This is a genomic window from Vibrio sp. 10N.286.55.E10 (assembly GCF_002872555.1).
Classification (GTDB): domain Bacteria; phylum Pseudomonadota; class Gammaproteobacteria; order Enterobacterales; family Vibrionaceae; genus Vibrio; species Vibrio crassostreae.
Map to the genome: position 1 here is coordinate 78,362 of NZ_MCSD01000006.1, position 25,207 is coordinate 103,568.

The 25,207-nt window shown below is 46.1% G+C and carries 20 protein-coding genes; 11 read left to right on the forward strand and 9 right to left on the reverse strand.

The window, feature by feature from the left end; all coding sequences use genetic code 11:
• Positions 1–3 precede the first annotated feature (3 nt).
• Positions 4–2,205 (reverse strand): primosomal protein N', encoded by a 2,202-nt coding sequence (priA, locus tag BCV39_RS05385; protein WP_102433315.1) that lies wholly within the window; start codon positions 2,203–2,205, stop codon positions 4–6.
• Positions 2,206–2,536: 331 nt separating this feature from the next.
• On the opposite strand from priA, the gene rpmE reads away from it, so the two are divergent.
• Together rpmE and BCV39_RS05395 are read left to right on the forward strand one after the other, a co-directional pair.
• A complete protein-coding gene (gene rpmE / locus BCV39_RS05390) occupies positions 2,537–2,755 on the forward strand; it encodes a 50S ribosomal protein L31 (RefSeq protein ID WP_004729688.1) in 219 nt (72 codons plus the stop codon).
• 332 nt (positions 2,756–3,087) lie between these two features.
• Complete coding sequence (locus BCV39_RS05395; protein WP_102433314.1) at positions 3,088–4,377, forward strand: malic enzyme-like NAD(P)-binding protein; 1,290 nt, start codon at positions 3,088–3,090, stop codon at positions 4,375–4,377.
• A gap of 163 nt (positions 4,378–4,540) precedes the next feature.
• Here BCV39_RS05395 and metJ read toward each other — a convergent pair whose 3' ends face one another.
• On the reverse strand, positions 4,541–4,861 hold the full coding sequence (gene metJ, locus BCV39_RS05400) for a met regulon transcriptional regulator MetJ (RefSeq protein WP_004415993.1): 321 nt from the start codon (positions 4,859–4,861) through the stop codon (positions 4,541–4,543).
• A 208-nt stretch (positions 4,862–5,069) separates the two neighbouring features.
• On the opposite strand from metJ, the gene BCV39_RS05410 reads away from it, so the two are divergent.
• The 3 genes from BCV39_RS05410 (at position 5,070) to metF (ending at position 9,841) form a co-directional block, all read left to right on the forward strand.
• On the forward strand, positions 5,070–6,251 hold the full coding sequence (locus BCV39_RS05410; RefSeq protein ID WP_102433313.1) for an O-succinylhomoserine (thiol)-lyase: 1,182 nt from the start codon (positions 5,070–5,072) through the stop codon (positions 6,249–6,251).
• Positions 6,252–6,253: 2 nt separating this feature from the next.
• Positions 6,254–8,665, forward strand: coding sequence for a bifunctional aspartate kinase/homoserine dehydrogenase II (locus tag BCV39_RS05415; protein WP_102433312.1), 2,412 nt, complete (start codon positions 6,254–6,256; stop codon positions 8,663–8,665).
• Positions 8,666–8,941: 276 nt separating this feature from the next.
• The gene (gene metF, locus BCV39_RS05420) at positions 8,942–9,841 is read left to right on the forward strand and encodes a methylenetetrahydrofolate reductase (RefSeq protein WP_029405383.1); all 900 of its coding nucleotides are present in this window, start codon (positions 8,942–8,944) and stop codon (positions 9,839–9,841) included.
• A gap of 137 nt (positions 9,842–9,978) precedes the next feature.
• Here metF and BCV39_RS05425 read toward each other — a convergent pair whose 3' ends face one another.
• The 3 genes from BCV39_RS05425 to argE all read right to left on the reverse strand — a co-directional run bounded on the left by BCV39_RS05425 (position 9,979) and on the right by argE (position 14,892).
• Positions 9,979–10,518 (reverse strand): PadR family transcriptional regulator, encoded by a 540-nt coding sequence (locus BCV39_RS05425; protein ID WP_102433311.1) that lies wholly within the window; start codon positions 10,516–10,518, stop codon positions 9,979–9,981.
• A 349-nt stretch (positions 10,519–10,867) separates the two neighbouring features.
• Complete coding sequence (gene ppc, locus BCV39_RS05430) at positions 10,868–13,504, reverse strand: phosphoenolpyruvate carboxylase (RefSeq protein WP_170960799.1); 2,637 nt, start codon at positions 13,502–13,504, stop codon at positions 10,868–10,870.
• Positions 13,505–13,755: 251 nt separating this feature from the next.
• A complete protein-coding gene (argE, locus tag BCV39_RS05435; protein WP_102433310.1) occupies positions 13,756–14,892 on the reverse strand; it encodes an acetylornithine deacetylase in 1,137 nt (378 codons plus the stop codon).
• A 154-nt stretch (positions 14,893–15,046) separates the two neighbouring features.
• Here argE and argC point away from each other — a divergent pair, with 154 nt between their 5' ends.
• The 4 genes from argC (at position 15,047) to argH (ending at position 20,399) form a co-directional block, all read left to right on the forward strand.
• Entirely contained in the window at positions 15,047–16,051 is a 1,005-nt protein-coding gene (argC, locus tag BCV39_RS05440; RefSeq protein WP_102433309.1) for an N-acetyl-gamma-glutamyl-phosphate reductase, read from the forward strand.
• 12 nt (positions 16,052–16,063) lie between these two features.
• Positions 16,064–16,852: an acetylglutamate kinase gene (argB, locus tag BCV39_RS05445; protein ID WP_102433308.1), complete on the forward strand. Its 789-nt coding sequence runs from the start codon at positions 16,064–16,066 to the stop codon at positions 16,850–16,852.
• A gap of 113 nt (positions 16,853–16,965) precedes the next feature.
• The gene (locus BCV39_RS05450) at positions 16,966–18,177 is read left to right on the forward strand and encodes an argininosuccinate synthase (protein WP_017632086.1); all 1,212 of its coding nucleotides are present in this window, start codon (positions 16,966–16,968) and stop codon (positions 18,175–18,177) included.
• A gap of 347 nt (positions 18,178–18,524) precedes the next feature.
• Entirely contained in the window at positions 18,525–20,399 is a 1,875-nt protein-coding gene (argH, locus tag BCV39_RS05455) for an argininosuccinate lyase (protein ID WP_017061136.1), read from the forward strand.
• Positions 20,400–20,653: 254 nt separating this feature from the next.
• On the opposite strand, the gene BCV39_RS05460 is transcribed toward argH, so the two are convergent.
• Positions 20,654–20,902, reverse strand: a complete 249-nt coding sequence (locus BCV39_RS05460; RefSeq protein ID WP_080967687.1) for a DUF3624 domain-containing protein — start codon at positions 20,900–20,902, stop codon at positions 20,654–20,656.
• An 87-nt stretch (positions 20,903–20,989) separates the two neighbouring features.
• Here BCV39_RS05460 and BCV39_RS05465 point away from each other — a divergent pair, with 87 nt between their 5' ends.
• Complete coding sequence (locus BCV39_RS05465) at positions 20,990–21,337, forward strand: RidA family protein (protein WP_004729674.1); 348 nt, start codon at positions 20,990–20,992, stop codon at positions 21,335–21,337.
• Between the two features lie 240 nt (positions 21,338–21,577).
• Here the strand turns inward: BCV39_RS05465 and BCV39_RS05470 are convergent, their stop codons facing one another.
• From BCV39_RS05470 to BCV39_RS23315, 3 genes are all read right to left on the reverse strand, one after another.
• On the reverse strand, positions 21,578–23,044 hold the full coding sequence (locus tag BCV39_RS05470) for a dihydrolipoyl dehydrogenase (RefSeq protein WP_055319906.1): 1,467 nt from the start codon (positions 23,042–23,044) through the stop codon (positions 21,578–21,580).
• A 289-nt stretch (positions 23,045–23,333) separates the two neighbouring features.
• Complete coding sequence (locus BCV39_RS05475; RefSeq protein ID WP_102433307.1) at positions 23,334–24,062, reverse strand: glutathione peroxidase; 729 nt, start codon at positions 24,060–24,062, stop codon at positions 23,334–23,336.
• 44 nt (positions 24,063–24,106) lie between these two features.
• Entirely contained in the window at positions 24,107–24,286 is a 180-nt protein-coding gene (locus BCV39_RS23315) for a hypothetical protein (protein ID WP_102433306.1), read from the reverse strand.
• On the opposite strand from BCV39_RS23315, the gene oxyR reads away from it, so the two are divergent.
• The gene (gene oxyR / locus BCV39_RS05485) at positions 24,285–25,178 is read left to right on the forward strand and encodes a DNA-binding transcriptional regulator OxyR (protein ID WP_102433305.1); all 894 of its coding nucleotides are present in this window, start codon (positions 24,285–24,287) and stop codon (positions 25,176–25,178) included. The genes BCV39_RS23315 and oxyR overlap by 2 nt on opposite strands.
• Positions 25,179–25,207: the final 29 nt, after the last annotated feature.

Consider the following 25,207-nt stretch of genomic DNA (forward strand, 5'->3'; position numbering starts at 1 on the left):
GGTTTAGCTCAGATCTTGCGGCTCTATGTCGAGTGACCAACGAACTTTTTTCGCGGCGGGTAACATATTAATTGCCGGCTTAGCGCTCATTAATAGCTTCTGCATTAACGAGCGAGTTTGAGTCTGTAAGATTAACTGCCAGCGCGATTTGCCTGCTCGTTTTGCTAATGGGGCTGGGGTTGGTCCTAGCACCATGCAATATTGATCAAACAGCGGGTGCGATTCCAATGTGTGACGAACCTGACGCAAGAACTCTTCCACCAAGCGAGTGTCATTGGCTTCTGCTCTAAACAGAGTCATAAAGGTATAAGGCGGTAACATTGCCTGCTTACGTTCTGCCAGCGCCGTCTGAGCAAAGTGGTTGTAGTCCTTATGCAGCAAAGCTTGCAGCAACCCATGTTCTGGGTGGTGAGTCTGTAAGATCACCTCACCGGGTTTGCTTGCTCGTCCTGCGCGTCCCGCTACTTGGATGAATAGCTGGGCAAGACGTTCAGACGCTCGGAAGTCACTGCTGTATAAAGAGCCATCGACATCCAATAACGCCACAAGTGTCACATCAGGGAAATGATGACCCTTAGCAAGCATCTGAGTGCCGATAAGAATTTGGAATTCACCCTTACGAATCGACTCGAGTGCGCTTTCTAAGCTGCCTTTACGGCGGGTGCTGTCGCGGTCAATACGAATGGTTTTGTATTCAGGGAATAGTTGGCCAAGCTGAGCCTCTAACTGCTCGGTACCGACACCCACTGTCACTAAGTTCGCAGACCCACAACCTTGGCAATTGTGCACGATATGCTGCTGAGAACCACAGTGGTGGCAGCGCATCTCATTACTGTATTGGTGATAGGTATAGTAAGCATCACAACGTTTACACTCGGCTGTCCAACCACAATCGTGACACATCAGTGCTGGAGAGAACCCACGGCGGTTGAGAAACAACATCACTTGGTTGCCTGCTTTGAGGTGTCTTTGCATTTCAGCAATCAAAGAAGCAGACAAGCCACTTTCTAGATATTCACCCTTTACATCCAACACTTTATTGGTGGTCGGCAGCGCGACACCCGCACGTGAGGTCAGGGTGAGGTAACTGTATTTACCGATCTGAGCGTTGTGCAGTGTTTCAAAAGCCGGAGTCGCCGAGCCTAACACAACCGGAATCTGCGCTTTATGAGCACGCATGATGGCTACATCACGAGCGTGGTAGCGTAGGCTATCTTGCTGCTTATAAGAGGCGTCGTGCTCTTCATCGACAATGATAATTCCCAGATCAGCGAAGGGAGTGAACAGAGCCGAGCGCGTACCAATCACAATGCCCGCTATTTTGTCTCGCGCTGATAACCAAGCATTCAGTCGTTCAGAATCGTTTAATCCAGAGTGAATCACCTCAACAGGCACATTAAAACGACGCTTAAAGCGATTAATCGTTTGTGGAGTGAGGCCTATTTCCGGTACCAAGACTAACGCTTGTTTACCTTGGTCGAGAATCGGCTTGATCATATTCAGGTAGACTTCGGTCTTACCTGAGCCGGTAACCCCCTCTAGCAAGAAGCAACTAAAATCGGTTTGGCTATTTACTGTCGCAATCGCGATCGCTTGTTCAGCATTGAGCTTCGGCTTGTCTTGTTCGTTTTCAAGCTCAACTGGCCACGGTTGGCGCTTTGGCTTTTTCTCTACCGACTCAATCCAACCTTTCTCTTCCAACGTCTTAAGCACCGCGCTCCCGACTTCATCATCAATGAATTCTTGATGAGGAACAGGGCCGTGCTCAAGCATATGCATCACTTTGGCTTGCTTAACCGCACGACCAAAGCCTTGCATCAGTTGATCTCTGCCTGACGGGGTCAATTGCCACTCGACAAGCGTTGCGAAGTCGGCAGCTTTGCCTTTTCGTAAAGCGCTTGGAAGAGCATTAGCCAAGGTTTCACCCAGTGGATACTGATAGAACTGGCTGCACCATACCAAGAGTGAGTAGACCGATTCTGGCCAAACGGGTTGGTTGTCTAATAAGGCTTTAATGGGCTTGAGCTTGTCTAGCTCGAATTCAGATTCGTTAACCAGAGCTGTAACAATACCTGTTAAGGTTTGTCGTCCAAAAGGCACAGAGACTCGTCCACCAATAATCGGGAATAGGTGGTTAGGAATCTTGTAATCGAACTGCTTGTCTAGTGGAACAGGCAGTGCCACGCGGGCAATCATTGGACGCATAAAGGGACAGCTTTATCTGAGTTGACGAGAGCGAACAGTCTAATGGATAAGGGCGTTAAATTCGAGGAGCAGTTTGGATGAGAGTATCGAGTTAACGCAGGAATATAACGAGAGCCCGAAATCTCAGGCCGACAAAGGAAATAAAGAGGCTATTGGTGAAAAATGTATCAAATCAGTTGATCCTGCCTTATAGATTCATTACTATACTGCGCCTTAAAGGTATGGCTTTATCGCAGTTTAGTGATGCAGCGGTGTCTTTATTTTATTTTTTAACTACGTGTGGTGTGCGGCTTAGAATCGTATAGCGACACGGCCTACTTGAGGTTATCCCATGAAAACTGGTATCCACCCAGAATACAAAGCAGTTTCTGCAACTTGTTCTTGCGGCAACACATTTGAGTTCAACTCAACGCTTGCAAAAGAATCTATCCACCTAGACGTATGTGACAAATGTCACCCATTCTACACTGGTAAGCAACGTATCGTAGATACTGGCGGCCGTGTTGATCGCTTCAACAAGCGTTTCGGTGCTCTTTCTAGCAAGAAGTAATTCTCGCTATTTAGACATAAAAAGGACACTTCGGTGTCCTTTTTTGTTGCCTGAAATTTAAGAAAACGCTGAATCTTATTCAGCCATCAACTTCTCGAAAACGATAGGCAACCCGCTTGAGTTTTGTTTCATAACTTACACCCCACACTCCATTCTCGAAATCCGCTCGAAAGTTCAACAAGCGATAGTAATTTCAACTGCTCACTGGTCTTATTAGTAGTGAAATCTCGTTTTTTAATGAGACAGAGGCTTTAACCACCTAGGAACTTTGAAGTACATCTATTAACATGAACAAGATCCCCCAAATAATAATATCCTAGGAACCTACACCTATGTCTGAAGACAGCCGCCAAGATCAATCCTCTCAAGCGTTATCGCCTCAAGAACAATTCCGTCAGCAAGCTCTTGATTACCATGAGTTCCCAATTCCAGGCAAAATTGCCGTAGAACTGACGAAGCCTGCAAACTCTGCAGAAGACCTAGCACTTGCATACAGCCCAGGCGTGGCTGAGCCTGTTCGCGAGATCGCACAGAACGTTGATAACGTTTATAAGTACACAGGTAAAGGCAACATGGTTGCAGTTATCTCTAACGGTACAGCGATTCTTGGCCTAGGTAACCTTGGCCCTATTGCTTCTAAACCTGTTATGGAAGGTAAAGCGCTACTGTTTAAGCGTTTTGCTGGTTTAGATTCTATCGATATTGAAGTAAAACACCGCACAATCGATGAGTTCGTTGATACGGTTGCGAATATCGCAGATACATTCGGCGGTATTAACCTGGAAGACATCAAAGCACCAGACTGTTTTGAGATTGAACGTCGCCTGATTGAGCGTTGTGATGTACCGGTATTCCACGATGACCAACACGGTACTGCGATTGTAACGGCAGCGGGTATGCTGAACGCGATCGAACTTCAAGGTAAGAAACTTGAAGAGTGTAAGATCGTTTGTTTAGGTGCTGGCGCAGCAGCGGTTGCATGTATGGAACTACTGATTAAGTGTGGCGCTCAGCGTGAGAAGATTTACATGCTTGACCGTAAAGGCGTGATTCACACTCGTCGTGATGATCTGAACGAATACAAAGAGCTATTCGCAAACAACACGGATAAGCGCACACTTGAAGATGTTATCGAAGGCGCTGACCTGTTCTTAGGTGTATCGGGTCCTAACCTACTGCCTGCTGAAGCACTAACGTTGATGGCTGATAAGCCAGTTGTGTTTGCATGTTCAAACCCAGATCCAGAGATCAAACCTGAGCTTGCACACGAAGTTCGTTCTGACCTTATCATGGGTACAGGCCGTAGTGATTACCCTAACCAAGTAAACAACGTACTTTGTTTCCCATTCATTTTCCGTGGTGCATTAGATGTGCGTGCAAGCGAAATCAATGACGAAATGAAGCTAGCGGCGGTTAAAGCGATTCGTGAACTGGCGAAAGAAGCAGTTCCAGCTGAAGTACTAGCAGCGGCGGGTGAGACCGCACTGGAATTTGGTAAAGGCTACATCATTCCTAAGCCAATGGACCCACGTCTACTTCCTCGCGTAGCACGAGCAGTTGCGGAAGCGGCTGTTGAATCTGGCGTAGCTCGTATCGAGATGCCTGCTAACTACATGGCGTAGTAGCTGCTGCTCTATTGAGAGAAAAGGATAATAAAAAACCGACTCATCTGGAGTCGGTTTTTTTATGTCTATCATTCGCAGCGTAGTCATAAAAACGCAATGCATAATGTGATAGATGGGTCAGCTATAGCGAATCAATAATGAAGGCAGTGACTGAGTTGTTTTATTCTTCGTCAAACGCTTCGAACTCGATACCCATTTCTGTCATCAGTTTTTTAACTTCAGCAGGGATATCGTCAGGACGATCTTTACGAAGGTCTTCATCCGTTGGTAGTGGTTGGCCTGTGTACGCATGTAGAAAGGCTTCGCACAGTAGCTCACTGTTTGTTGCATGGCGTAGGTTATTAATCTGGCGGCGAGTACGCTCGTCAGTAAGAACCTTTAACACTTTTAGAGGGATAGAAACTGTAATTTTCTTTACTTGTTCGCTTTTCTTTCCATGCTCAGCATATGGGCTTATGTATTCACCATTCCAGTCGGCCATTGCGTACCTTCATCACTTTAGTTGTTAGAATAAATTAATAGTGGTGATTTTAGCGGGATTTACTGCCATAAGCAAAGACATATAGACGTCTAGAAGTGTTGACGTCTCACGTTTATGAAAGTAAAGTGAATAACATATATCTAACACAGCCGCAAAATGCCGACAAGCAGCTGTGATTCTCAGACGCAAAACTTGTAAGGAAGCACCTATGAGCAGCCGGAAGCCAGCAACCATCGCAGTACGTACTGGTATCGAGTCAGACACGCAACACCATGCTGTTGTCCCACCTATTTATCTTTCGACTAACTATGGGTTTCCCGCTTTTGGTGAAGTGCCAAAGTATGATTACACCCGTTCTGGTAACCCAAACCGCGGTTTACTAGAAACTGCACTGTTTGAGCTTGAATCGGGCAAAGGCGCGGTGGTCACTAACTGTGGTACTTCGGCGCTTAACTTATGGGTTTCTGCTTTCTTAGGTGGCGATGATCTTATTATTGCACCACACGACTGCTACGGCGGTACTTACCGTCTGTTTAACACTCGCTCACTGAAAGGTGACTTCAAAGTTCTGTTCGTTGATCAATCGGATCAAGCTGCGCTAGATGCGGCGATCGCGCTTAAGCCAAAGTTGATCTTAATCGAAACCCCATCGAATCCACTGGTTCGTGTGGTTGATATTGCAGAAACTTGCCGCAAAGCGAAAGAGGTTGGTGCTCTGGTTGCTGTCGACAACACGTTTTTGACACCTGTGTTCCAAAAGCCTTTAGAGCTGGGTGCGGATTTTGTTATCCACTCAACCACTAAGTACATCAATGGACACTCAGATGTGATTGGTGGCGTTGTGGTCACTAAGACAGAAGAGCACGCTGAAGAGCTAGCCTGGTGGGGCAACTGTATTGGTGCGACCGGCACACCATTTGATAGCTACATGACTTTACGTGGTATTCGTACGCTAGGTGCGCGTATGCGAGTTCACGAAGAAAGCTCACGTGAAATTCTGGCGTCTCTGCAGCAGCAAGATCTCGTTGGCACTATTTATCACCCAAGCCTCCCTGAACATCCAGGTCATGATATTGCGAAGAAACAGCAGTCTGGCTTTGGTTCAATGTTGAGCTTTGAGTTTGCGGGTTCATTCGAAGCGCTTAAGTACTTTGTCGATAAATTAGAGCTGTTCTCTTTGGCTGAATCACTGGGTGGTGTGGAAAGCTTGATTTGTCACCCTGCGTCGATGACTCACCGTGCGATGGGCGAAGAAGCACTGGCAGAGGCGGGTGTTTCTCAACAGTTACTGCGTCTTTCTGTTGGCCTTGAAGATGCTGATGACTTGATTGACGACCTCAAGCAAGCGTTTGAAAAGACACAAGGCTTTATCGCTGAAGGGGAGGGTTAATAATGGCAACCTTTCGCCAGCTACATAAATTTGGTGGCAGCAGTTTAGCGAATCCTGAGTGTTATCAGCGCGTGGTCAACATTCTTAGAGAATACTCAACAGCAACTGATTTGGTGGTGGTATCAGCAGCGGGCAAAACAACCAACCGCTTAATTGAATTTGTTGAAGCGCTCGACAAAGATGGTCGTATTGCTCATGAATGCCTACAGGCACTTCGTCAGTTCCAGCTTGAACTGATTGAAACACTGCTTGAAGGTGAGTCTTCGGCTCAGCTAACGGCAACCATTCAACAAGAATTTACCGCTTTGGGGGAGCTAACGGCTCCTTTAAGTGAAGCACAAAAAGCAAAAGTGCTTGGACACGGTGAGGTTTGGTCTTCACGTCTACTCGCTGCTTTGTTATGCCAGCATGACTTACAAGCAGTTGCTCAAGATGCACGTGCCTTTTTACGTGCAGAAGCGGGTGCTCAACCTGAAGTTGACCGCGCACGTTCTTATCCTCTGATCAAAGAAGCCTTAGCGCAGCATGCACATTGCCGCGTGGTGATTACGGGCTTTATGGCTCAGAACTTCGAGGGTGAAACGGTATTACTTGGTCGTAACGGTTCGGATTACTCAGCAACCGTGATTGGTGCTTTGGCTGAAGTTGAACGCGTGACGATTTGGAGTGATGTGGCGGGCGTTTACAGCGCTGACCCTCGTTTGGTTTCAGATGCGTGTCTACTGCCTCTACTTCGCCTTGATGAAGCCAGTGAATTGGCTCGTCTTGCCGCTCCAGTGCTTCATAGCCGAACGCTACAGCCTGTGGCTCAAAGTGCTATGGATCTCAGCTTACGCTGCAGCTACCAGCCGGAGGCGGGCTCTACACAGATTGAGCGCGTACTGGCATCGGGTCGTGGCGCCAAAATCATTACCTCTCTGGATGAAGTGCTTATCGTGCAACTGACCTTTGGGCACGGCCATGATTTCGACCGTCTCGAGAGTGAAGTCCTTGAAGGGCTTAAGCGTGCTCAACTGGAGCCGCTTGCCTATGAGCTTGAACCGGATCAACACTGCTTGCGTCTTGCCTACACGGAAGAGATAGCTGGTGGTGCATTAGAATATCTTCAAGACCACGCGATTGAAGCTGAGATTAAGCTTAAAGAAGGTTTTTCTCTGATTGCTGCTGTGGGTGCGGGTGTGACTAAGAACCCGAACCATTGCTACGGTTTCTACCAACAACTTAAGAGCTCGCCGGTTGAGTTCATCTCAGAAGCGAACTCAGGCTTAAGCTTAGTGGCAGTCATTCGTAAGAGTGAAACATCAAGCCTAGTGAAAGGCATTCACTCTCAACTGTTCCAAGCGCAGAAGCGTGTTGCGATTGCTTTGTGTGGTAAGGGCAACATTGGTTCAAGTTGGTTAAGCCTGTTTGCAGAGCAAAAAGCGGAACTTGAAAAGCGCCGTGGAATGAACTTCGAATTGGTAGCCGTGGTTGATAGCCAAACCTATTGGTTCGACGATCAAGGCATTGATGCGACCTCAGTGAGTAAGTGTTTTGACGATGAAGCCATTGCCAATAATGGTAACGACTGGTTAGAGCGTTTAGGTTCTATTCAGGGCTACGATGAAGCGGTTGTGTTAGATGTTACGGCAAGCCCAGTGCTTGCAGCAAAATATCTGCAAGTCGCACAACAAGGTATTCACCTGATCTCGGCTAACAAGGTGGCTGGTTCTGCATCGAGCGAGTATTACCATCAAGTACAGGATGCTTTCGCTAAGATCAGCCGTCACTGGTTGTACAACGCGACCGTTGGTGCAGGCCTGCCGATTAACCACACAGTCAGAGACTTGCGTGAAAGTGGCGATGACATTATTGCGCTGTCAGGTATCTTTTCAGGCACGCTGTCTTGGTTGTTCCAACAGTTTGATGGCACCGTGCCATTCAGCGAGTTGGTTGACTTAGCGTGGCAACAAGGCCTGACTGAACCTGACCCTCGTGCTGACCTAGATGGTTCAGACGTGATGCGTAAGCTGGTGATTCTGGCGCGTGAATCGGGTTTAGATATCGAGCCTGAAAACGTCAAAGTGGAATCACTGGTCCCTGAAGAGTTGCAAGATCTGTCGGTAGATGACTTCTTTGATAAGGCTTCGGTGCTAAGCGAAGAGTTGGCCGAGCGTTTAGAGAAAGCGCACTCTCAACAGAAAGTTCTACGTTACGTAGCGCGTTTAGAGAAGAACGGTAAGGCAACCGTAGGTGTTGAAGCCCTATCTAAAGAGCACGCTCTGGCGAACTTGCTGCCTTGCGACAATATCTTTGCGATCGAGAGTAAATGGTACAAAGATAATCCATTGGTTATTCGTGGCCCGGGTGCTGGACGTGAAGTGACGGCTGGTGCAATTCAGTCTGATTTGAACCGAATGTCGAGCCTGTTCTAATACTCAGATCATTTGCTATGACACTTAAATAGCATACTATTCACTAAGATAAATAAGGCTGAAAGCACGATGTGTTTCTCAGCCTTTTTTCTTCCTTATTTCTGCTTTGCGACCCATCTAACGACTTGAGTTTTACTCACGATCTACTTGAAAAAAATTCATAATGGATCTGTTGACATTAAATCGTATTCAATACATTCTACAGACATATAGACGTCTAAACGTCGTTTAAGGATTTGAGTTTTTAGTGGTTGCTTTTGCCACAGGGAGAGTAAGATGGGATACACACACGCTAGTCATATCGACGCTTTAAATCAGAATATCGCTGAGCTTTCTGACAACATCAATGTGTCATTTGAGTTTTTTCCACCAAGCAATGAGAAGATGGAAGAGACCCTGTGGAATTCTGTTCACCGTCTTAAAACACTTCAACCAAAGTTTGTATCGGTAACTTACGGTGCAAACTCGGGCGAACGTGACCGTACCCACTCAATCATTAAAGAGATTAAGAACCAAACAGGCTTAGTTGCAGCACCGCACCTAACGTGTATTGATGCGAGTCGCGAAGAGCTGATTCAAATTGCCGACGATTACTGGGCGAATGGTATCGAGAGTATTGTTGCGTTGCGTGGTGATATTCCAGCAGGCGGCGGCGCGCCAGATATGTACGCATCTGACCTAGTCGAGCTACTTAAATCTCGCCACGATTTTGATATCTCAGTAGCGGCATTCCCTGAGGTTCACCCTGAAGCAAAAAGCGCTCAATCGGATCTTATTAACCTTAAGCGTAAAGTCGATGCGGGAGCTAACCGTGCTATCACTCAGTTCTTCTTCGATGTTGAAAGCTACCTACGTTTCCGAGACCGCTGTGTGGCGGCTGGTGTAGATGTTGAAATTGTTCCGGGCATCCTACCGGTTTCTAACTTCAAGCAAGCGTCTCGCTTTGCTGCGATGAACAACGTAAAAGTACCGGGTTGGATGGCGAAGCAGTTTGAAGGTTTGGATGATGATCCAACGACTCGTCAGCTTGTTGGTGCTAGCCAAGCAATTGATATGGTTCGTACACTGAGCCGTGAAGGTGTGAAAGACTTCCACTTCTACACGCTAAACCGTGCAGAAATGACTTACGCACTTTGCCACACATTAGGTGTTCGTCCACAAGTCGCTGCGCTTTAAGCAAAGTCTAAGAAGTAAAGCCTAAGTGCTTGTAAAAGCCTCTGGCTGTAAAATTTCAAATCCTATAGATACAAAAAAGGCTTGGACTCTAAGAGTTCAAGCCTTTTGCTATTCTAGCTTCTAGCTTCTAGCTTAACTTAAGCAAGAGCGCCAAGTTCAAGCAGTACTTCTTCAGCCCATACAATCCATGCTTCACGGATAAGTAGGTTACGACGAAGAGTAAGACGCTCAAGGCGTGCTTGCTTGTCTAGAGTTGATGGCGTTGCGTAGTAAGCTGCTTCAATCTCTTTGTAGTGAGAAACCAGTTTGCGAGACTCTTCTACTAGCTCAGCAAGTTGTACACGGTAAGCGTCAGAAGGTTGTACAGCACAAGCCATTAGCTTAGCTGAGAACTCGTCACGAACGGTTGGGTGTGCAGTTGGTTGTTCAAACCATTCACCTAGCGCGCTACGGCCAGCATCAGTGATAGAGTAAACTTTACGATCTGGTTTGCCTTCTTGAGGCTCAAGCACGCAAGTTACCTGGTCGTTCTGAGCCATTTTATTTAGCTCGCGGTAAACTTGTTGGTGGCTAGCTTTCCAGAAGTAACCAATGCTTGCGGAGAATTCTTTTGTGATATCGTAACCAGTAGCATCGCGTGTACTTAAAACGGTTAGAATTACGTGTGGTAATGACATGTCTGAAATCCAAATGGTAAACAGTAAACAAATACTTAAACAACAAGTGTGCTTCTAATGGCACGTTATATTGGTTATGTCTAAGTAGCACCAACTCATCGGTTGGTTATGTCACCTTACAAAGCCGTTTATCACCTAGGTTGACCAGTTTATTGATCAAATTGCTGCAGATTATTTTTTTGGAGTGTTTCCGCAGCGGAGCAGTAGTATATCTAAATAATAAGCATAAAGTAGAATACATGGACAAAATAACCCAAAAAACTGACAAAATACTCACTAGTGGTTATTTTGCAAAATAAAAAGGTCGCGCGTGGCGACCTTTTGTTCTTTTTATAGTAGAAATCACTAATTAACCAGTGTTTCGCATACCTGCTGCAATGCCTGCAATCGTCACCATTAGCGCTTCTTCTAGCTCTGCTGGTGGTGTTTCACACTTACGAGTACGGTACAGCAGTTCTGCTTGAAGCATGTTTAGTGGCTCAACGTAGATGTTACGTAAGCGAATTGACTCAAGCCCCCAAGGGTCGCTCTGCATCAAGTTCTCGTTATTTTCTACATTCAGTACCGCTTTGATGTCTTTTTGTAGCTGTTCACGCAGTAACTCACCCAGAGGCAATAGCTCTTCGTCAACAAGACGTTGATCGTAGTACTTCGCAATTTCCATGTTGCACTTCGAGTACACCATTTCCAACATACCCAGACGAGTTGAGAAGAATGGCCATTCACGACACATCTCTTCCAGTAGCGCTTGATGGCCTTGGTCTACAGAGTATTGAATGGCTTCACCAGCACCTAGCCATGCAGGAAGTACCAAACGGTTTTGGCTCCAAGAGAAGATCCATGGAATTGCACGTAGGCTTTCTACGCCGCCATTCGGGTTACGTTTTGCAGGGCGAGAACCAAGAGGCAGTTTACCTAGCTCCAGTTCAGGCGTCGCTTGACGGAAGTAAGGTACGAATTTCTCTTCACCACGAACCACGTTACGGTAAGCCTCACAAGAGACTTGAGACAGCACTTCCATTAGGTCGCGCCACTCTTGTTTTGGCTCTGGTGGCGGCAGAAGGTTCGCTTCTAGAATCGCACTTGCGTAAAGGTTAAAGCTGTTTACAGCAACGTCTGGTAAACCAAGCTTAAAGCGGATCATTTCGCCTTGCTCAGTTACACGTAAACCGCCTTTCAAGCTCTTAGGTGGCTGAGAAAGAAGAGCAGCGTGCGCTGGCGCACCACCACGACCAACCGTACCGCCACGACCGTGGAATAGAGTCAGTTCAATGCCTTCTTCATCACAAACTTTAACCAGCTTGTCCATCGCGTCATACTGGGCCCAACCTGCAGACATTACGCCCGCATCTTTCGCTGAGTCAGAGTATCCGATCATCACCATTTGGTGGTTCTGGATAAATCCACGGTACAAGTCGATGCTCATTAGCTGCTTCATTACCGCTTCTGAGTTGTTCAAATCGTCTAGCGTTTCGAACAGTGGACATACGTCCATGCGGTATGGGCAACCACATTCTTGCAGAAGCAAGTGAACAGCCAGTACATCCGATGCAGTACGAGCCATAGAAATCACATAAGCGCCGAAGGCTTCACGAGGTTGAGCTGCAATTACCTTACAGGTGTCTAAAACCTCTTTGACCTGTTCAGATGGCTCCCAGTCGCGCGGTAGCAGTGGGCGTTTTGAGCTTAATTCATTGGTTAAGAAAGCAATCTTGTCTTGCTCGCTCCACTGGTCGTAATCGCCAATGCCTAGGTAGCGAGTCAGTTCAGATAGGACATCTGAGTGACGTGTACTTTCTTGACGAACATCGAGACGAACTAAATGCACACCGAATGCTTTTAGGCGACGTAGGGTATCAAGCAGAGAACCATCTGCGATTACGCCCATGCCACATTCGTGCAGCGATTGGTAACACGCGTAAAGTGGTGTCCAAAGTTGGTCGATGTTCTGCAGTGTTTCTTTCTTCGGTACTTCAGCATCATGCAGTTTTGCGTCAAGCACTTCTAGCGTGTTGTTCAGCAGAGTGCGTAGGCTCTTAAGGATTGCACGGTAAGCTTCGTGCTCATCACCTGCTAGTTCACGAACCGCATCATTACACTTAGTCATCGACAGCTCGGTAATCAGCTCATTAACGTCGCCTAGGTAAAGGTCTGCAGCTTTCCAGCGAGATAGGCGCAGCACTTCTTTAGTGATGGTGTGCGTTACGAATGGGTTACCATCGCGGTCACCGCCCATCCAAGATGAGAAGTGTACTGGGCGTGCATCGATCGGCAGGCCTTCACCAAGGTAGCCTTTTAGTCGGCCATCCATGTCGCGTAGAAAATCTGGTACTGCTTCCCATAGAGAGTTTTCTACAACCGCAAAGCCCCACTTAGCTTCATCAAGTGGCGTTGGGCGTTGTTGACGAATCACATCTGAGTGCCAACCTTGAGCGATAAGTTGCTCTAGGCGACGTTCGGTTTTCACGCGCTCTTTGTGTGATAGGTCGCTTAATTCTAATTTAGACAGACACTCGTTGATCTTAACCAGCTTGTTGATCATGGTGCGACGAGTGATTTCTGTTGGGTGTGCAGTCAAAACGAGTTCAATGTTCAGGTCGCGAACAGCTTGAGCCGCATCTAGCTTGCTGATGTCGTTTTGGTTTAATTTGGAAAATAGAGATTGCAGCACGTCTGGTTCGCAAACATGCTCCTCACAGTGGCGAGAGATGGTGTGGTACTGCTCTGCCATGTTGGTGAGGTTGAGAAATTGGTTAAATGCACGAGCAACAGGAGTGAGTTGTTCGTTCGGCAGGTTTTTGATTTCTTCAACTAGGCTGTCACGGTCAGCTTTGTTGCCTGCGCGGGCGGATTTGGAAAGTTTACGGATAGTTTCCACTTTCTCTAAGATAACGTCACCATGTGCATCTTGGATTGTGTTACCTAGCAAGCGTCCCAGCATGCTTACGTTACTCTTGAGAGCGGCGTATTTCTCGTTCATTGTCATCCTGCCTCGTAAAAAAATTACATCCATTGTTCCTTGTTAAGTACACAATCTAGCGAAAACTGCTGTATCTAGTCAAATAAAGCATTCTAAGTTTGCAATTATTAGGTTTAGAAATGTGGGAGAAGTGAATTTTTCAATACTGTGGAATAAAGTGAAATTTAATTACAAGAACAGGCTATGTCAGAGGTAACAGAATAAAAGCCACCTTTTGGGGTAGCTTTTGTATAAAAATATCGAACGGGTAGCAATAACTAGAAACAATATTTACGGATCGATTTACTCAGAACATCAATTGTTGGGTCAATAAAATCGAAGCTTAAGAACTCATCCGGTTGGTGAGCCTGGTCGATTGACCCCGGACCTAGTACTAAGGTTGAACACAGCTCTTGAAGGAAAGGTGCCTCTGTACAGTAGTTCACGGTTTGCGATTCAATCTCGCACACTGATTCCATACCACCAATAAATGGATGATCGTGTTGGCACTCGTAACCCGGAATCGGCTCATGCAGCGGAGTAATCTCAATTCTGCCCGGCCATTTTGCTTCTACTTCCTTGAGTGCGCTGCGCAGCATGTTATCCAACCCATCTAAGCTGATGCCTGGTAAAGGACGAACGTCGTAATGTAGTTCACAACAGCCACAGATTCGGTTAGCGCTATCACCGCCGTGAATATGGCCAAGGTTTAGAGTCGGACTTGGAATAGCGAAACCCGGGTGGTGATACTCTTTGACTAACTTGTCACGCAGCTGCATCAAAGCAAACAGCACTTCATGCATGATTTCGATGGCGTTGACACCTAATGCAGGATCCGAAGAGTGACCTGATTTACCGGTTACTCGCACGGCATTGGCGACATGACCTTTATGACCACGTATAGGCACAAGGCTGGTTGGCTCACCAATGATGCAGTAATCCGGTTTAAATGGTGCATTCTCCGTGAAGTGACGTGCGCCTAGCATGGTGGTCTCTTCATCACAGGTTGCCAATACATAAAGTGGCTTCGCCTGTTTGCTCCAATCCATCTTCTTTGCCGCTTCATAAACGAAAGCGAAAAAGCCTTTCATATCGGCCGTGCCTAACCCATAGAAGCGATTGTTGTGTTCTGTTAGTGCGTGAGGATCGAAGTTCCAACGCCCTTCATCGAATGGCACTGTGTCGCTGTGTCCCGCTAATAACAAGCCACCTTCACCTGAGCCCATCTTTGCGACCATATTATGCTTGCCGGGCTCGACCTCCACGACCTCAACGCTAAAGCCTAAGTCTTTAAACCATTGAGCCATTTTTTCGATCACTTTTTCGTTGCCATGATCCCAGCTTGGATCGGTAGAACTAATAGAGTCGGTGGAAATTAGGCCTTTGTAGACCTCAAGAAAACTCGGTAATTGCATAATATCTTCACTTCTACTATTGACAGGAAAACTATAAGTCGGTAAAACACATATTAAATCATATTTAATGCATAAGAAATCAAATAAAGCCAAAAATTAAGTATGAATAGTCAAATTTTGAAATGTAACTTACCTCAGGAATGGATGTGTTGAGATGTTGAAAACCACGATCATTGGCGCAAGCGGCTACACAGGAGCAGAACTGGCTCTAATGATAAACAGACACCCTGAGCTCACGCTATCAGGTTTATATGTCTCAGCCAATAGTGTAGACGCAGGTAAACCTATTGCGGCACTGCACGGTAAGTTAGCTGGCTTGATTGATATGCCAGTACAGCCATTAACGAATCCAGAAGAAGTAGCAAAGCAGTCTGATGTGATTTTCTTAGCTACCGCACACGAAGTAAGTCACGACCTAGCGCCAATTTTTCTAGAAAACGATTGCCAAGTCTTCGACCTATCGGGTGCATTCAGAGTTAAAGGCGAGAACTTCTACCAAGAGTTCTACGGCTTTGAACACCAACACGAACAATGGCTAGATAAAGCCGCTTACGGTTTAGCGGAATGGAATGAGCAAGCGATTAAAGAGGCTCAACTTGTCGCAGTCGCGGGTTGTTATCCAACCGCATCACAATTGGCGATTAAGCCTTTGGTTGAAGCGAAGTTGCTGGATGAGAACCAATGGCCGGTGATTAACGCGACCAGCGGGGTTACTGGAGCGGGTCGTAAGGCGACTATGGTTAACAGCTTCTGCGAAGTGAGTCTGCAAGCTTACGGCGTATTCAATCACCGTCATCAGCCTGAAATGGCTGCACATTTAGGATGTGATGTGATTTTTACTCCGCACCTCGGCAACTTTAAGCGCGGTATTTTAGCGACCATCACCATGAAACTGGCTGAAGGCGTGACAGAGCAACAGATACAAGATGCCTTTGAGCAAGCTTACCAAGGTAAACCTGCAGTGAGACTACTCGAAGAGACACTGCCAAGAATTCAAGATGTAGAACAGACGCCTTTCTGCGACTTAGGTTGGAAGGTTCAAGGTCAGCACATCATCGTTGTTTCAGCGATTGATAACTTATTAAAGGGTGCATCTAGCCAAGCGATGCAGTGTTTAAATTTACGTTATGGTTTTGCGCCATTAACTGCGTTAGTGTAAGGAAATCTAGATATGAGCCTTAATAATCAACCATTAATCATAAAGTTAGGTGGCGCTGCGCTATCTTGTGGTGAAACACTTAGCAAGTTATTTGGAGCTATCTCTACTTACCAACAACAGGCAGAACGACCAATCGTGATTGTTCACGGTGGTGGTTACCTTGTTGATGATTTGATGAATAAGTTGAACCTCGAAACCGTCAAGAAAGAAGGGCTACGTGTTACTCCTTATGACCAGATCCCTGTGATCGCTGGTGCACTAGCGGGCACGGCCAACAAACTACTTCAAGGTCAGGCAATTAAAGATGGTATCAATGCCGTTGGTTTGAGCCTTGCAGATGGTGGTTTATGCAAAGTGAGCGAACTGAACCCTGAGCTGGGCGCAGTAGGAAAAGCGGAGCCGGGCGACTCAACCGTTCTGCAAGCGATTCTTAATGCGGGCGCACTGCCAATCATTAGCTCAATTGGTCTGACTGAGCAAGGCCAACTGATGAACGTCAATGCCGATCAAGCAGCGGTTGCCGTTGCAGGCGCACTTGATGCTGAACTGGTGCTACTTTCTGATGTAAGTGGTGTGTTGGATGGCAAAGGCCACCTCATTCCAAGCCTTAATCAACAGCAAGCTGATGACCTTATTACAGGCAAAGTGATTACTGACGGCATGATCGTTAAGGTTCAAGCTGCACTAGAAGCCGCTAACGACCTTGGACGACCAATCGAAGTTGCCACTTGGCGATACCCAGAAAAGCTAACACAACTGTTTTCAGGTAAAAGCATAGGAACACAGTTTTTACCTCAGTAGGTCTTACAACGAGTCACTACTTAAAGAATTTAGACAAATTAAATAAACATATAATTATGAAGTCATTTCCAACGCTGACCGCCATGTGCAGTATGGAAACTAGGAGAAAGAAAATGAGCAAAGTTAACGTAAAGAAAGTTGTAGTAGCCTACTCTGGCGGTCTAGACACATCAGTAATCATTCCATGGTTGAAAGAGAACTATGACTGTGAAGTGGTTGCGTTTGTTGCGGATGTTGGTCAAGGCGACGAAGAGTTGATTGGTATCGAAGAGAAAGCGAAAGCTTCGGGTGCTTCTGAGTGTTACATCGCTGACCTTAAAGAAGAGATGGTGGCAGATTACATCTACCCAACGCTAAAAACGGGCGCTTACTACGAAGGCAAATACCTACTAGGTACTTCTATGGCTCGTCCAATCATTGCGAAAGCGCAGGTTGAAGTTGCTCGTAAAGTAGGAGCAGACGCACTGTGTCACGGTTGTACTGGTAAAGGTAATGACCAAGTTCGTTTTGAAGGTGCATTCGCAGCACTAGCACCAGACCTACACGTAATTGCACCATGGCGTGAGTGGGATCTAGTGAGCCGTGAAGAGTGTCTAGATTACCTAGCAGAGCGTAACATTCCTTGTACTGCTTCTTTGACTAAGATTTACTCGCGTGATGCAAACGCATGGCACATCTCAACAGAAGGTGGCGTTCTAGAAGATACATGGAACGCACCGAACGAAGATTGCTGGGCTTGGACTGTAGACCCAGAGCAGGCACCAAACGAATCTGAAACAGTGACGCTTAAAGTTGAAAAAGGCGAAGTGGTAGCGGTTGATGGTGAAACAATGACGCCATACAACGCACTGGTTTACCTAAATGAGAAGGGCGCTAAGCACGGTGTTGGTCGTATCGATATCGTAGAAAACCGTCTTGTTGGCATGAAGTCTCGTGGTTGTTATGAAACTCCGGGTGGCACAATCATGATGGAAGCACTGCGTGCAGTAGAGCAGCTGGTTCTTGATAAAGCGGCATTCGAATTCCGTGAAGAGCTAGGTGTTAAAGCATCTCACCTTGTATACGATGGTCGTTGGTTCACTCCGCTATGTAAGTCAATCCTTGCAGCGACAGAAGAACTAGCACAAGACGTGAATGGCGAAGTGGTTATCAAACTTTACAAAGGCCATGCAACGGTGACTCAGAAGCGTTCTGACAACAGCCTGTACTCAGAAGAGTTTGCAACCTTTGGTGAAGATGAAGTTTACGACCAAAGCCACGCTGAAGGCTTCATCCGTCTTTACTCGCTATCAAGTCGTATTCGTGCTCTGAATAGCCAAAAGTAATGCTAACAATGAGTTAGTGAGCTAGCCTTTGATGAAAGCTTAAAGGTCAGTAAACAGACATTATTATGCAAAGCCCATTCACTATTGATTAGTGAGTGGGCTTTTTAGTTTCTATTCGCCGAATAAATCAGCTTCGGTTTTTACTATCGAATGGCATATAATTCGCGCTCCACGCTGAAAATAATCAATGGATTGAACTTCTGGTGAATAAATATGTTAAAATAATGAATTAATACTTTATTTTCATTTTGAATTGCCGTAAGTTTAAACCATCAGAAAAATACTGAATCTTAATCAGAATTATCATTTGCAAAAACAGTGAGCACTGTGCAATTAGGAGATACACAATGGCATTATGGGGCGGTAGATTTACCCAAGCAGCAGACACCCGGTTCAAAGATTTTAACGATTCTCTTCGTTTTGATTACCGATTGGCTGAGCAAGACATTGTGGGCTCAATTGCCTGGTCTAAAGCTCTACTGTCGGTCAACGTATTAACAGAAGAAGAGCAGCAGAAGCTTGAGTTAGCGCTGAATGAGCTAAAACTTGAGGTGATGGAAGATCCTGAACAGATTCTACGTTCTGATGCAGAAGATATTCACAGCTGGGTTGAGCAACAACTTATCGGCAAAGTCGGTGATTTGGGCAAAAAGCTTCACACAGGCCGTTCTCGTAATGACCAAGTGGCGACCGACCTGAAACTGTGGTGTCGTCAGCAAGGTAACCAACTGCTATTGGCATTGGATCGCCTACAGAGCCAAATGGTCAACGTTGCTTCTCAGCATCAAGAAACTGTGCTTCCTGGCTACACTCACTTACAACGTGCTCAGCCGGTAACTTTTGCTCACTGGTGCTTGGCTTACGTTGAAATGCTTGAGCGTGATTATTCTCGTTTGAATGATGCGATTAAGCGTCTAGATACATGTCCGCTGGGTTCTGGTGCCCTTGCCGGAACTGCTTACCCGATGGACCGTGAAGAGTTAGCTCACAACTTAGGTTTCCGTCGTGCAACGCGCAACTCTCTAGATTCAGTCTCTGACCGTGACCATGTGATGGAGCTGATGTCGATCGCTTCTATCTCTATGCTTCACCTTTCGCGTCTTGCAGAAGATATGATTTTCTACAACTCAGGTGAATCAAACTTCATCGAGTTAGCAGATACCGTGACTTCAGGTTCATCTCTGATGCCACAAAAGAAAAACCCGGATGCGTTAGAACTTATCCGTGGCAAAACTGGCCGTGTTTACGGTTCACTAGCTGCAATGATGATGACAGTAAAAGCTCTGCCTTTGGCGTACAACAAAGACATGCAAGAAGATAAAGAAGGTCTGTTCGACGCTTTAGATACTTGGAATGATTGTATGGAAATGGCAGCGCTCTGTTTTGACGGCATTAAAGTGAACGGCGAACGTACACTTGAAGCGGCGAAACAAGGCTACGCGAACTCAACTGAACTGGCTGATTACCTAGTAGCGAAAGGGATTCCTTTCCGTGAAGCTCACCATATTGTCGGTGTAACAGTAGTAGCGGCGATTGCTAAAGGCTGTGCATTAGAAGAATTAACCATCGCAGAGATGAAAGAGTTCTCTGAGGTGATTGAAGAGGATGTATATGACATCCTGACCATTGAATCGTGTCTTGAAAAACGTAGCGCGCTAGGTGGTGTATCTCCACAGCAAGTGGCTTACGCGGTTGACCAAGCTGAGAAACGTTTATCACAGCGTGACACTTCCATCGTTAAGGTTCGTCCTGCTCGTCTGACTGATATTGAAGCGTTAGAAGGCATGGTCGCTTACTGGGCGAACATGGGTGAAAATCTACCTCGTTCTCGTAATGAACTGGTGCGTGATATTGGCTCGTTTGCGGTCGCGGAACATCATGGAGAGGTGACAGGTTGTGCATCACTCTATGTGTATGACTCTGGCTTAGCAGAAATTCGCTCACTCGGTGTTGAGGCTGGCTGGCAAGGTCAAGGGCAGGGTACTGCGATTGTGCAGCACTTGGTTGAGAAAGCGCGACAAATGGCCATCAAGAAGGTGTTTGTGCTGACTCGTACACCAGAGTTCTTCATGAAGCATGATTTCTTACCGACATCGAAATCTCTACTGCCTGAGAAGGTACTGAAAGATTGTGACCAGTGTCCTCGTCAACATGCGTGTGATGAAGTGGCGTTGGAAGTGAACTTGGTAGAGCAGATTATCGCTAAGGTTAATGTTGCATAAGACATTGATTTTATAGCTCCTAAAAAAAAGATCAAAAATCTGATCTTTTTTGGGAACAAACTAAGAAAAGCCCAGTCTATTAAAGTACCACTGCTTTTTCTTAGAATTTTCTAAGAAAGCCCTAGAATCGATTGGTTCTGGGGCTTTTTTCTATCCGCTGTTTGGTAAATGATAATAGCTCGATAATTACGGTGCACGATTGATGTATTGAACCTATCATCTAACCATTATTGCCTATCCAGCAAACTCCTCAGCTAACGCTTTTTGTTCCTTAAAGGCAGCACCACTAACTTCATTATCCAATGCAGCGATAACAAGCCACTGAACGCGAAAGCGGCCATCATCAAGGCGATGGCATTGATGGTTTTCGGGTCTTCCCTGAAAAGTAACCACCATGTTCCCCAACTCAAGAGCGACAGCACCATGAGTTGGTTCATACAACGTTGGCAGCGACCGAGTTTGTTGAAGATTTTTTCATTTTTATTGCAATGAATACATGTCATCTTGGGCTTGATTCGCGTTATGCTTGTTGCCCTGATAATACCACGTCACAAGATATTGGATCACGGTGACATAGAGAGAGAAGATCGATGATTGAGCGCCAAGAAACCAAGCAACGTATGAGCCGTATTGTTAAACACAACGGTACTATCTACCTATGTGGCCAAGTTTGTGCTGATGCAACTAAAGACATCACTGAACAAACACAGACCATGCTAGATAAAGTAGAAGCGCTACTTGAGCAAGCAGGCAGCGACAAAGAGCACATGCTGTCAGCAACGATTTACTTGAAAGACATGAAAGACTTCCAAGAAATGAACGCAGTATGGGATGCATGGGTTCCAGAAGGTCACGCTCCAGCTCGCGCATGTGTGACTGGCGACATGGCTCGCGAAGCACTGCTAGTTGAGATCTCTGTGATTGCAGCTGAGAAGTAATTCTCTCGCATTTAGCGATAAGTAACGGTTTTAAGAGATTCCAGATACCTCGTCCCTCGGTTCTGGAATGACGGTTTAAGTTTTGGTTTAGTGGCTTAAATAAATCAACGTCATTCCCGAAAGCGACGAAGGAGCGTAGTCGGGAATCTGTTATTTGTTCGTTGCCGAAAAACAAAAAGGAAAGCCAATGGCTTTCCTTTTTAGTATCTAATTTATGTGTTCTGTCTCAATCAACCGAGATTAACAACCAGGTCCACAATCTAGACAGTGTTTCACCATCTCTGGACCTAAGTGCAGTTTCGCGTTGAGGTCACGCAGCGCTGTTCGTACACCCTCTTCAATTACTGGGTGATAGAACGGCATGTCTAGCATTTCAGAAACCGTCATCTTGTTCTGGTGTGCCCATGCTAACAAGTGAGCTAAGTGTTCTGCGTTTGGTCCCATCATCTCAGCACCAAGGAAGCGGCCTGTACCTTGCTCGCCGTAAACGTGCAGAATACCTTTGTTGCGTAGCATCACTCGTGAACGACCTTGGTTCTCGAACGACACTTCACCCGTTGCGAAACAACCACATGTGCCTAAGCGGGTGGTGATCTCTTTGTAGGATTCACCAACCATCGCGATTTGCGGGTCAGAGAATACCGCTGAGATTTTAGAGCGGCGTAGACCTGCACGAATCTCAGGGAAGCGACCAGCGTTGTCACCTGCAATGCGGGCTTGGTCTGCTGCTTCATGTAGCAGAGGCAGTTGGTTGCTTGCATCACCTGCAATGAATACTGATGGCAATGATGTTTGTAGCGTGTAGTGGTCAGCGATTGGAACACCACGCTCATCAAGTTCTAGAGAGGTATTCTCTAGGCCAAGTTTGTCGGTGTTGGGACGACGCCCCGTTGCTGCCAGTACGTACTCAACGACGTTAGTTTCTAGTTCACCTTGCTTATTGATGAACTGGATTTCGACGCGAGCCTCACCCGATTCAGTGGTAATACGCTTCATGCTTTCGATTTTCACGTCGGCATCTAGGTAGAACTCTTCATTGAAGGCTTTATCTGCGTAAGCCATGATCTCTGGGTCGGTTACTGGGCCAACTTGACCACCTAAACCGAACAGTTTGGTCTTCACACCTAAGCGGTGTAGTGACTGGCCAAGCTCAAGACCAATAACACCAGGGCCAAATACTGCAACCGATTCTGGTAAATCATCCCAGCTGAACACGTCATCGTTAATGATCAGACGGTCTCCAAGCTCATTCCAAACGGCAGGGTATGCAGGGCGAGAGCCAGTTGCGATAACAATACGTTTAGCGGTGACAACCGTGTGGTCATCAATTTGTAGTGTGCTGTCGTCTAAAAACTTTGCGTAGCCAGAGATCTTGTCTTGCTCTGGGATTTCATCAACACCTTCTAAAACAAAACCAACAAAACGGTCACGTTCAAACTTCACTCGGTCCATCACTTCACGGCCGTTAATCACGATATCACCTTGTGGGTGAACGCCAAAAGCTGGTGCTTTCTCGATTTGGTGTACGCTTTCCGCTGCTGCAATAAGCAGTTTAGATGGCATACAACCAACACGAGCACAGGTTGTACCGTAAGGGCCGCCTTCAATCATCACGACACTGTCAGTGTGTGCTTTTGCAGCGCGGTAAGAACCTAAACCTGCCGTACCGCCCCCGATAACTGCTACATCTACATTGACTTGTTTCATAATAATTTTCTCGCAATGGCTAAATTTGGTTTGAACGAACCCCTCCAACTCTGGTGATTTTTTGAGAGTCAGGATAGTGGGTCAGTTTTGTGATTCTGTTTTATTAGGTTTAGCTTGTGGTTCTGCTTTTTGTTACTAACTATAGGTTAGTAAAAGACAGGCGAGTCACCAGCTATATTCTTTTTTCCAAAACTCAGATAAGAGCGTTTGGAATGGCTAACCCACAAGAGGGTGGGTTAGCTGGTATTACTGCTATTTATTTACTAAGCGTTTACTTGCGACTAAGTGATTAACCTAGGAAAGCTTCTAGTTCTTCGCTACCACCGATGTGTTTGCCACCGATGAATACTTGAGGAACGGTAGTGCGACCAGAGATTGCACGTAGGCTTACTGTTGTTGCATCTTTACCTAGAACCACTTCTTCGTAGTTCAGACCTTTGTCGATTAGGTTCTGTTTTGCTTTCATACAGAAAGGACAGCCTGGCTTAGTGAATACTGTGATTGACTCTTGCTCTTTGTGCTCAGGAGCAAGGTAGTTAAGCATAGTATCTGCATCAGAAACCTTGAACGGGTCGCCTGGTACGTCTTCTTCGATGAACATTTTTTCTACCACGCCGTTTTTAACCAGCATGCTGTAGCGCCATGAACGTTTGCCGAAACCGATGTCGTTTTTCTCAACTAGCATACCCATGCCGTCTGTGAAATCACCGTTACCATCTGGGATGAATGTGATGTTTTCTGCTTCTTGGTCTGATTTCCAAGCGTTCATTACGAATGTGTCGTTTACTGAAACACACAGAATGTCATCAACACCGTTTTCTTTGAATACAGAGTGTAGCTCGTTGTAACGAGGTAGGTGGCTTGAAGAACATGTTGGCGTAAACGCACCTGGTAGGCTGAATACGATAACTGTTTTGTCTTTGAATAGCTCTTCAGTCGTTACGTTAACCCATGCATCACCTTGGCGAGTTGGGAATGTTACTTGAGGGATTGATTGACCTTCTTTAGATGCAAACATATTGATTTCCTTAAATAGTATTTTTAATTTTGTTCTATCAGAGCTTAACGTTTTTCTTCGCTCTGTTTCGTTTCGTTGAGCCCATTATTAGATAAATCCTTTGATAGCTCTAATCGTTTGATGTTATGGTTTTGATAGGTAAATTCTATCAATGGCATTTTTCTTTTAAATGTTTTTGTTAGAACCCTTGTTCTTATTAAAACCTGAGGTAAGAGACTGATCATGAACATTCGTGACTTTGAATACTTGGTAGCGCTCGCAGAGCATAAACACTTCCGAAAAGCGGCAGAAGCGTGCTTTGTCAGTCAGCCAACACTAAGCGGTCAAATACGCAAACTAGAAGATGAAATCGGACTTCAGTTAACCGAGCGTAGTCCAAGGAAGGTGATATTTACAGAATCAGGGTTACAACTTGTTGAACAAGCCAAGCGTATTCTCAATGAAGTGAAAACTTTTAAAGATATGGCGAGTGGCCACGGTGAAGCGATGACGGGGCCAATGCACATTGGTTTTATTCCAACCGTGGGTCCTTACATCTTGCCTAAGATTGTTCCTCATCTTAAAGAGAGCTTCCCAGATCTTGAGCTTTACTTGCATGAAGCTCAGACCCATCAGCTAGTGAGTCAACTTGAAGATGGCAAGCTTGATTGCTTGGTACTGGCTGCAGTTGACGAAACCGCGGTGTTCAAAGAGATTGATGTGTATGACGAGCCCTTAAGTGTTGCCGTTCCATGTGACCACGAGTGGGCTCAGCAAGACACTATCGATATGCTGCAGCTAAATGGACAGACCGTACTGGCGCTAGGTGACGGTCACTGTTTAAGAGACCAAGCCTTGGGCTTCTGTTTTGCGGCGGGCGCCAAAGATGATGAGCGCTTTAAGGCGACTAGCTTAGAAACGCTGCGTAACATGGTTGCGGCGGGGGCGGGTATTACCTTGCTTCCTCAGCTATCTGTGCCGAAAGAGAAGCAGAAAGACGGTGTGTGTTACGTACCTGCGGTGAATCCAACGCCTTCACGTAGAATTGTCGTGGCTTACCGTCCGGGTTCTCCATTGAAGGGACGTTTCGAGCAATTGGCTGAGACTATCCGAACTCAACTGGAGAAAACAGCTTAACACTCGATCTCAGAGCCCAAGCTGGTAAG

Coding starts and splice junctions, on each gene's coding strand:
- BCV39_RS05460 (WP_080967687.1), bottom strand. CDS start 20,902: ATGACATGTATTCATTGCAATAAAAATGAAAAAATCTTCAACAAACTC.
- BCV39_RS05465 (WP_004729674.1), top strand. CDS start 20,990: ATGATTGAGCGCCAAGAAACCAAGCAACGTATGAGCCGTATTGTTAAA.
- rpmE (WP_004729688.1), top strand. CDS start 2,537: ATGAAAACTGGTATCCACCCAGAATACAAAGCAGTTTCTGCAACTTGT.
- argC (WP_102433309.1), top strand. CDS start 15,047: ATGTTGAAAACCACGATCATTGGCGCAAGCGGCTACACAGGAGCAGAA.
- argH (WP_017061136.1), top strand. CDS start 18,525: ATGGCATTATGGGGCGGTAGATTTACCCAAGCAGCAGACACCCGGTTC.
- argE (WP_102433310.1), bottom strand. CDS start 14,892: ATGCAATTACCGAGTTTTCTTGAGGTCTACAAAGGCCTAATTTCCACC.
- priA (WP_102433315.1), bottom strand. CDS start 2,205: ATGCGTCCAATGATTGCCCGCGTGGCACTGCCTGTTCCACTAGACAAG.
- metJ (WP_004415993.1), bottom strand. CDS start 4,861: ATGGCCGACTGGAATGGTGAATACATAAGCCCATATGCTGAGCATGGA.
- metF (WP_029405383.1), top strand. CDS start 8,942: ATGGGATACACACACGCTAGTCATATCGACGCTTTAAATCAGAATATC.
- BCV39_RS05415 (WP_102433312.1), top strand. CDS start 6,254: ATGGCAACCTTTCGCCAGCTACATAAATTTGGTGGCAGCAGTTTAGCG.
- oxyR (WP_102433305.1), top strand. CDS start 24,285: ATGAACATTCGTGACTTTGAATACTTGGTAGCGCTCGCAGAGCATAAA.
- BCV39_RS05410 (WP_102433313.1), top strand. CDS start 5,070: ATGAGCAGCCGGAAGCCAGCAACCATCGCAGTACGTACTGGTATCGAG.
- argB (WP_102433308.1), top strand. CDS start 16,064: ATGAGCCTTAATAATCAACCATTAATCATAAAGTTAGGTGGCGCTGCG.
- BCV39_RS05425 (WP_102433311.1), bottom strand. CDS start 10,518: ATGTCATTACCACACGTAATTCTAACCGTTTTAAGTACACGCGATGCT.
- BCV39_RS23315 (WP_102433306.1), bottom strand. CDS start 24,286: ATGATCAGTCTCTTACCTCAGGTTTTAATAAGAACAAGGGTTCTAACA.
- BCV39_RS05470 (WP_055319906.1), bottom strand. CDS start 23,044: ATGAAACAAGTCAATGTAGATGTAGCAGTTATCGGGGGCGGTACGGCA.
- BCV39_RS05475 (WP_102433307.1), bottom strand. CDS start 24,062: ATGTTTGCATCTAAAGAAGGTCAATCAATCCCTCAAGTAACATTCCCA.
- BCV39_RS05450 (WP_017632086.1), top strand. CDS start 16,966: ATGAGCAAAGTTAACGTAAAGAAAGTTGTAGTAGCCTACTCTGGCGGT.
- BCV39_RS05395 (WP_102433314.1), top strand. CDS start 3,088: ATGTCTGAAGACAGCCGCCAAGATCAATCCTCTCAAGCGTTATCGCCT.
- ppc (WP_170960799.1), bottom strand. CDS start 13,504: ATGACAATGAACGAGAAATACGCCGCTCTCAAGAGTAACGTAAGCATG.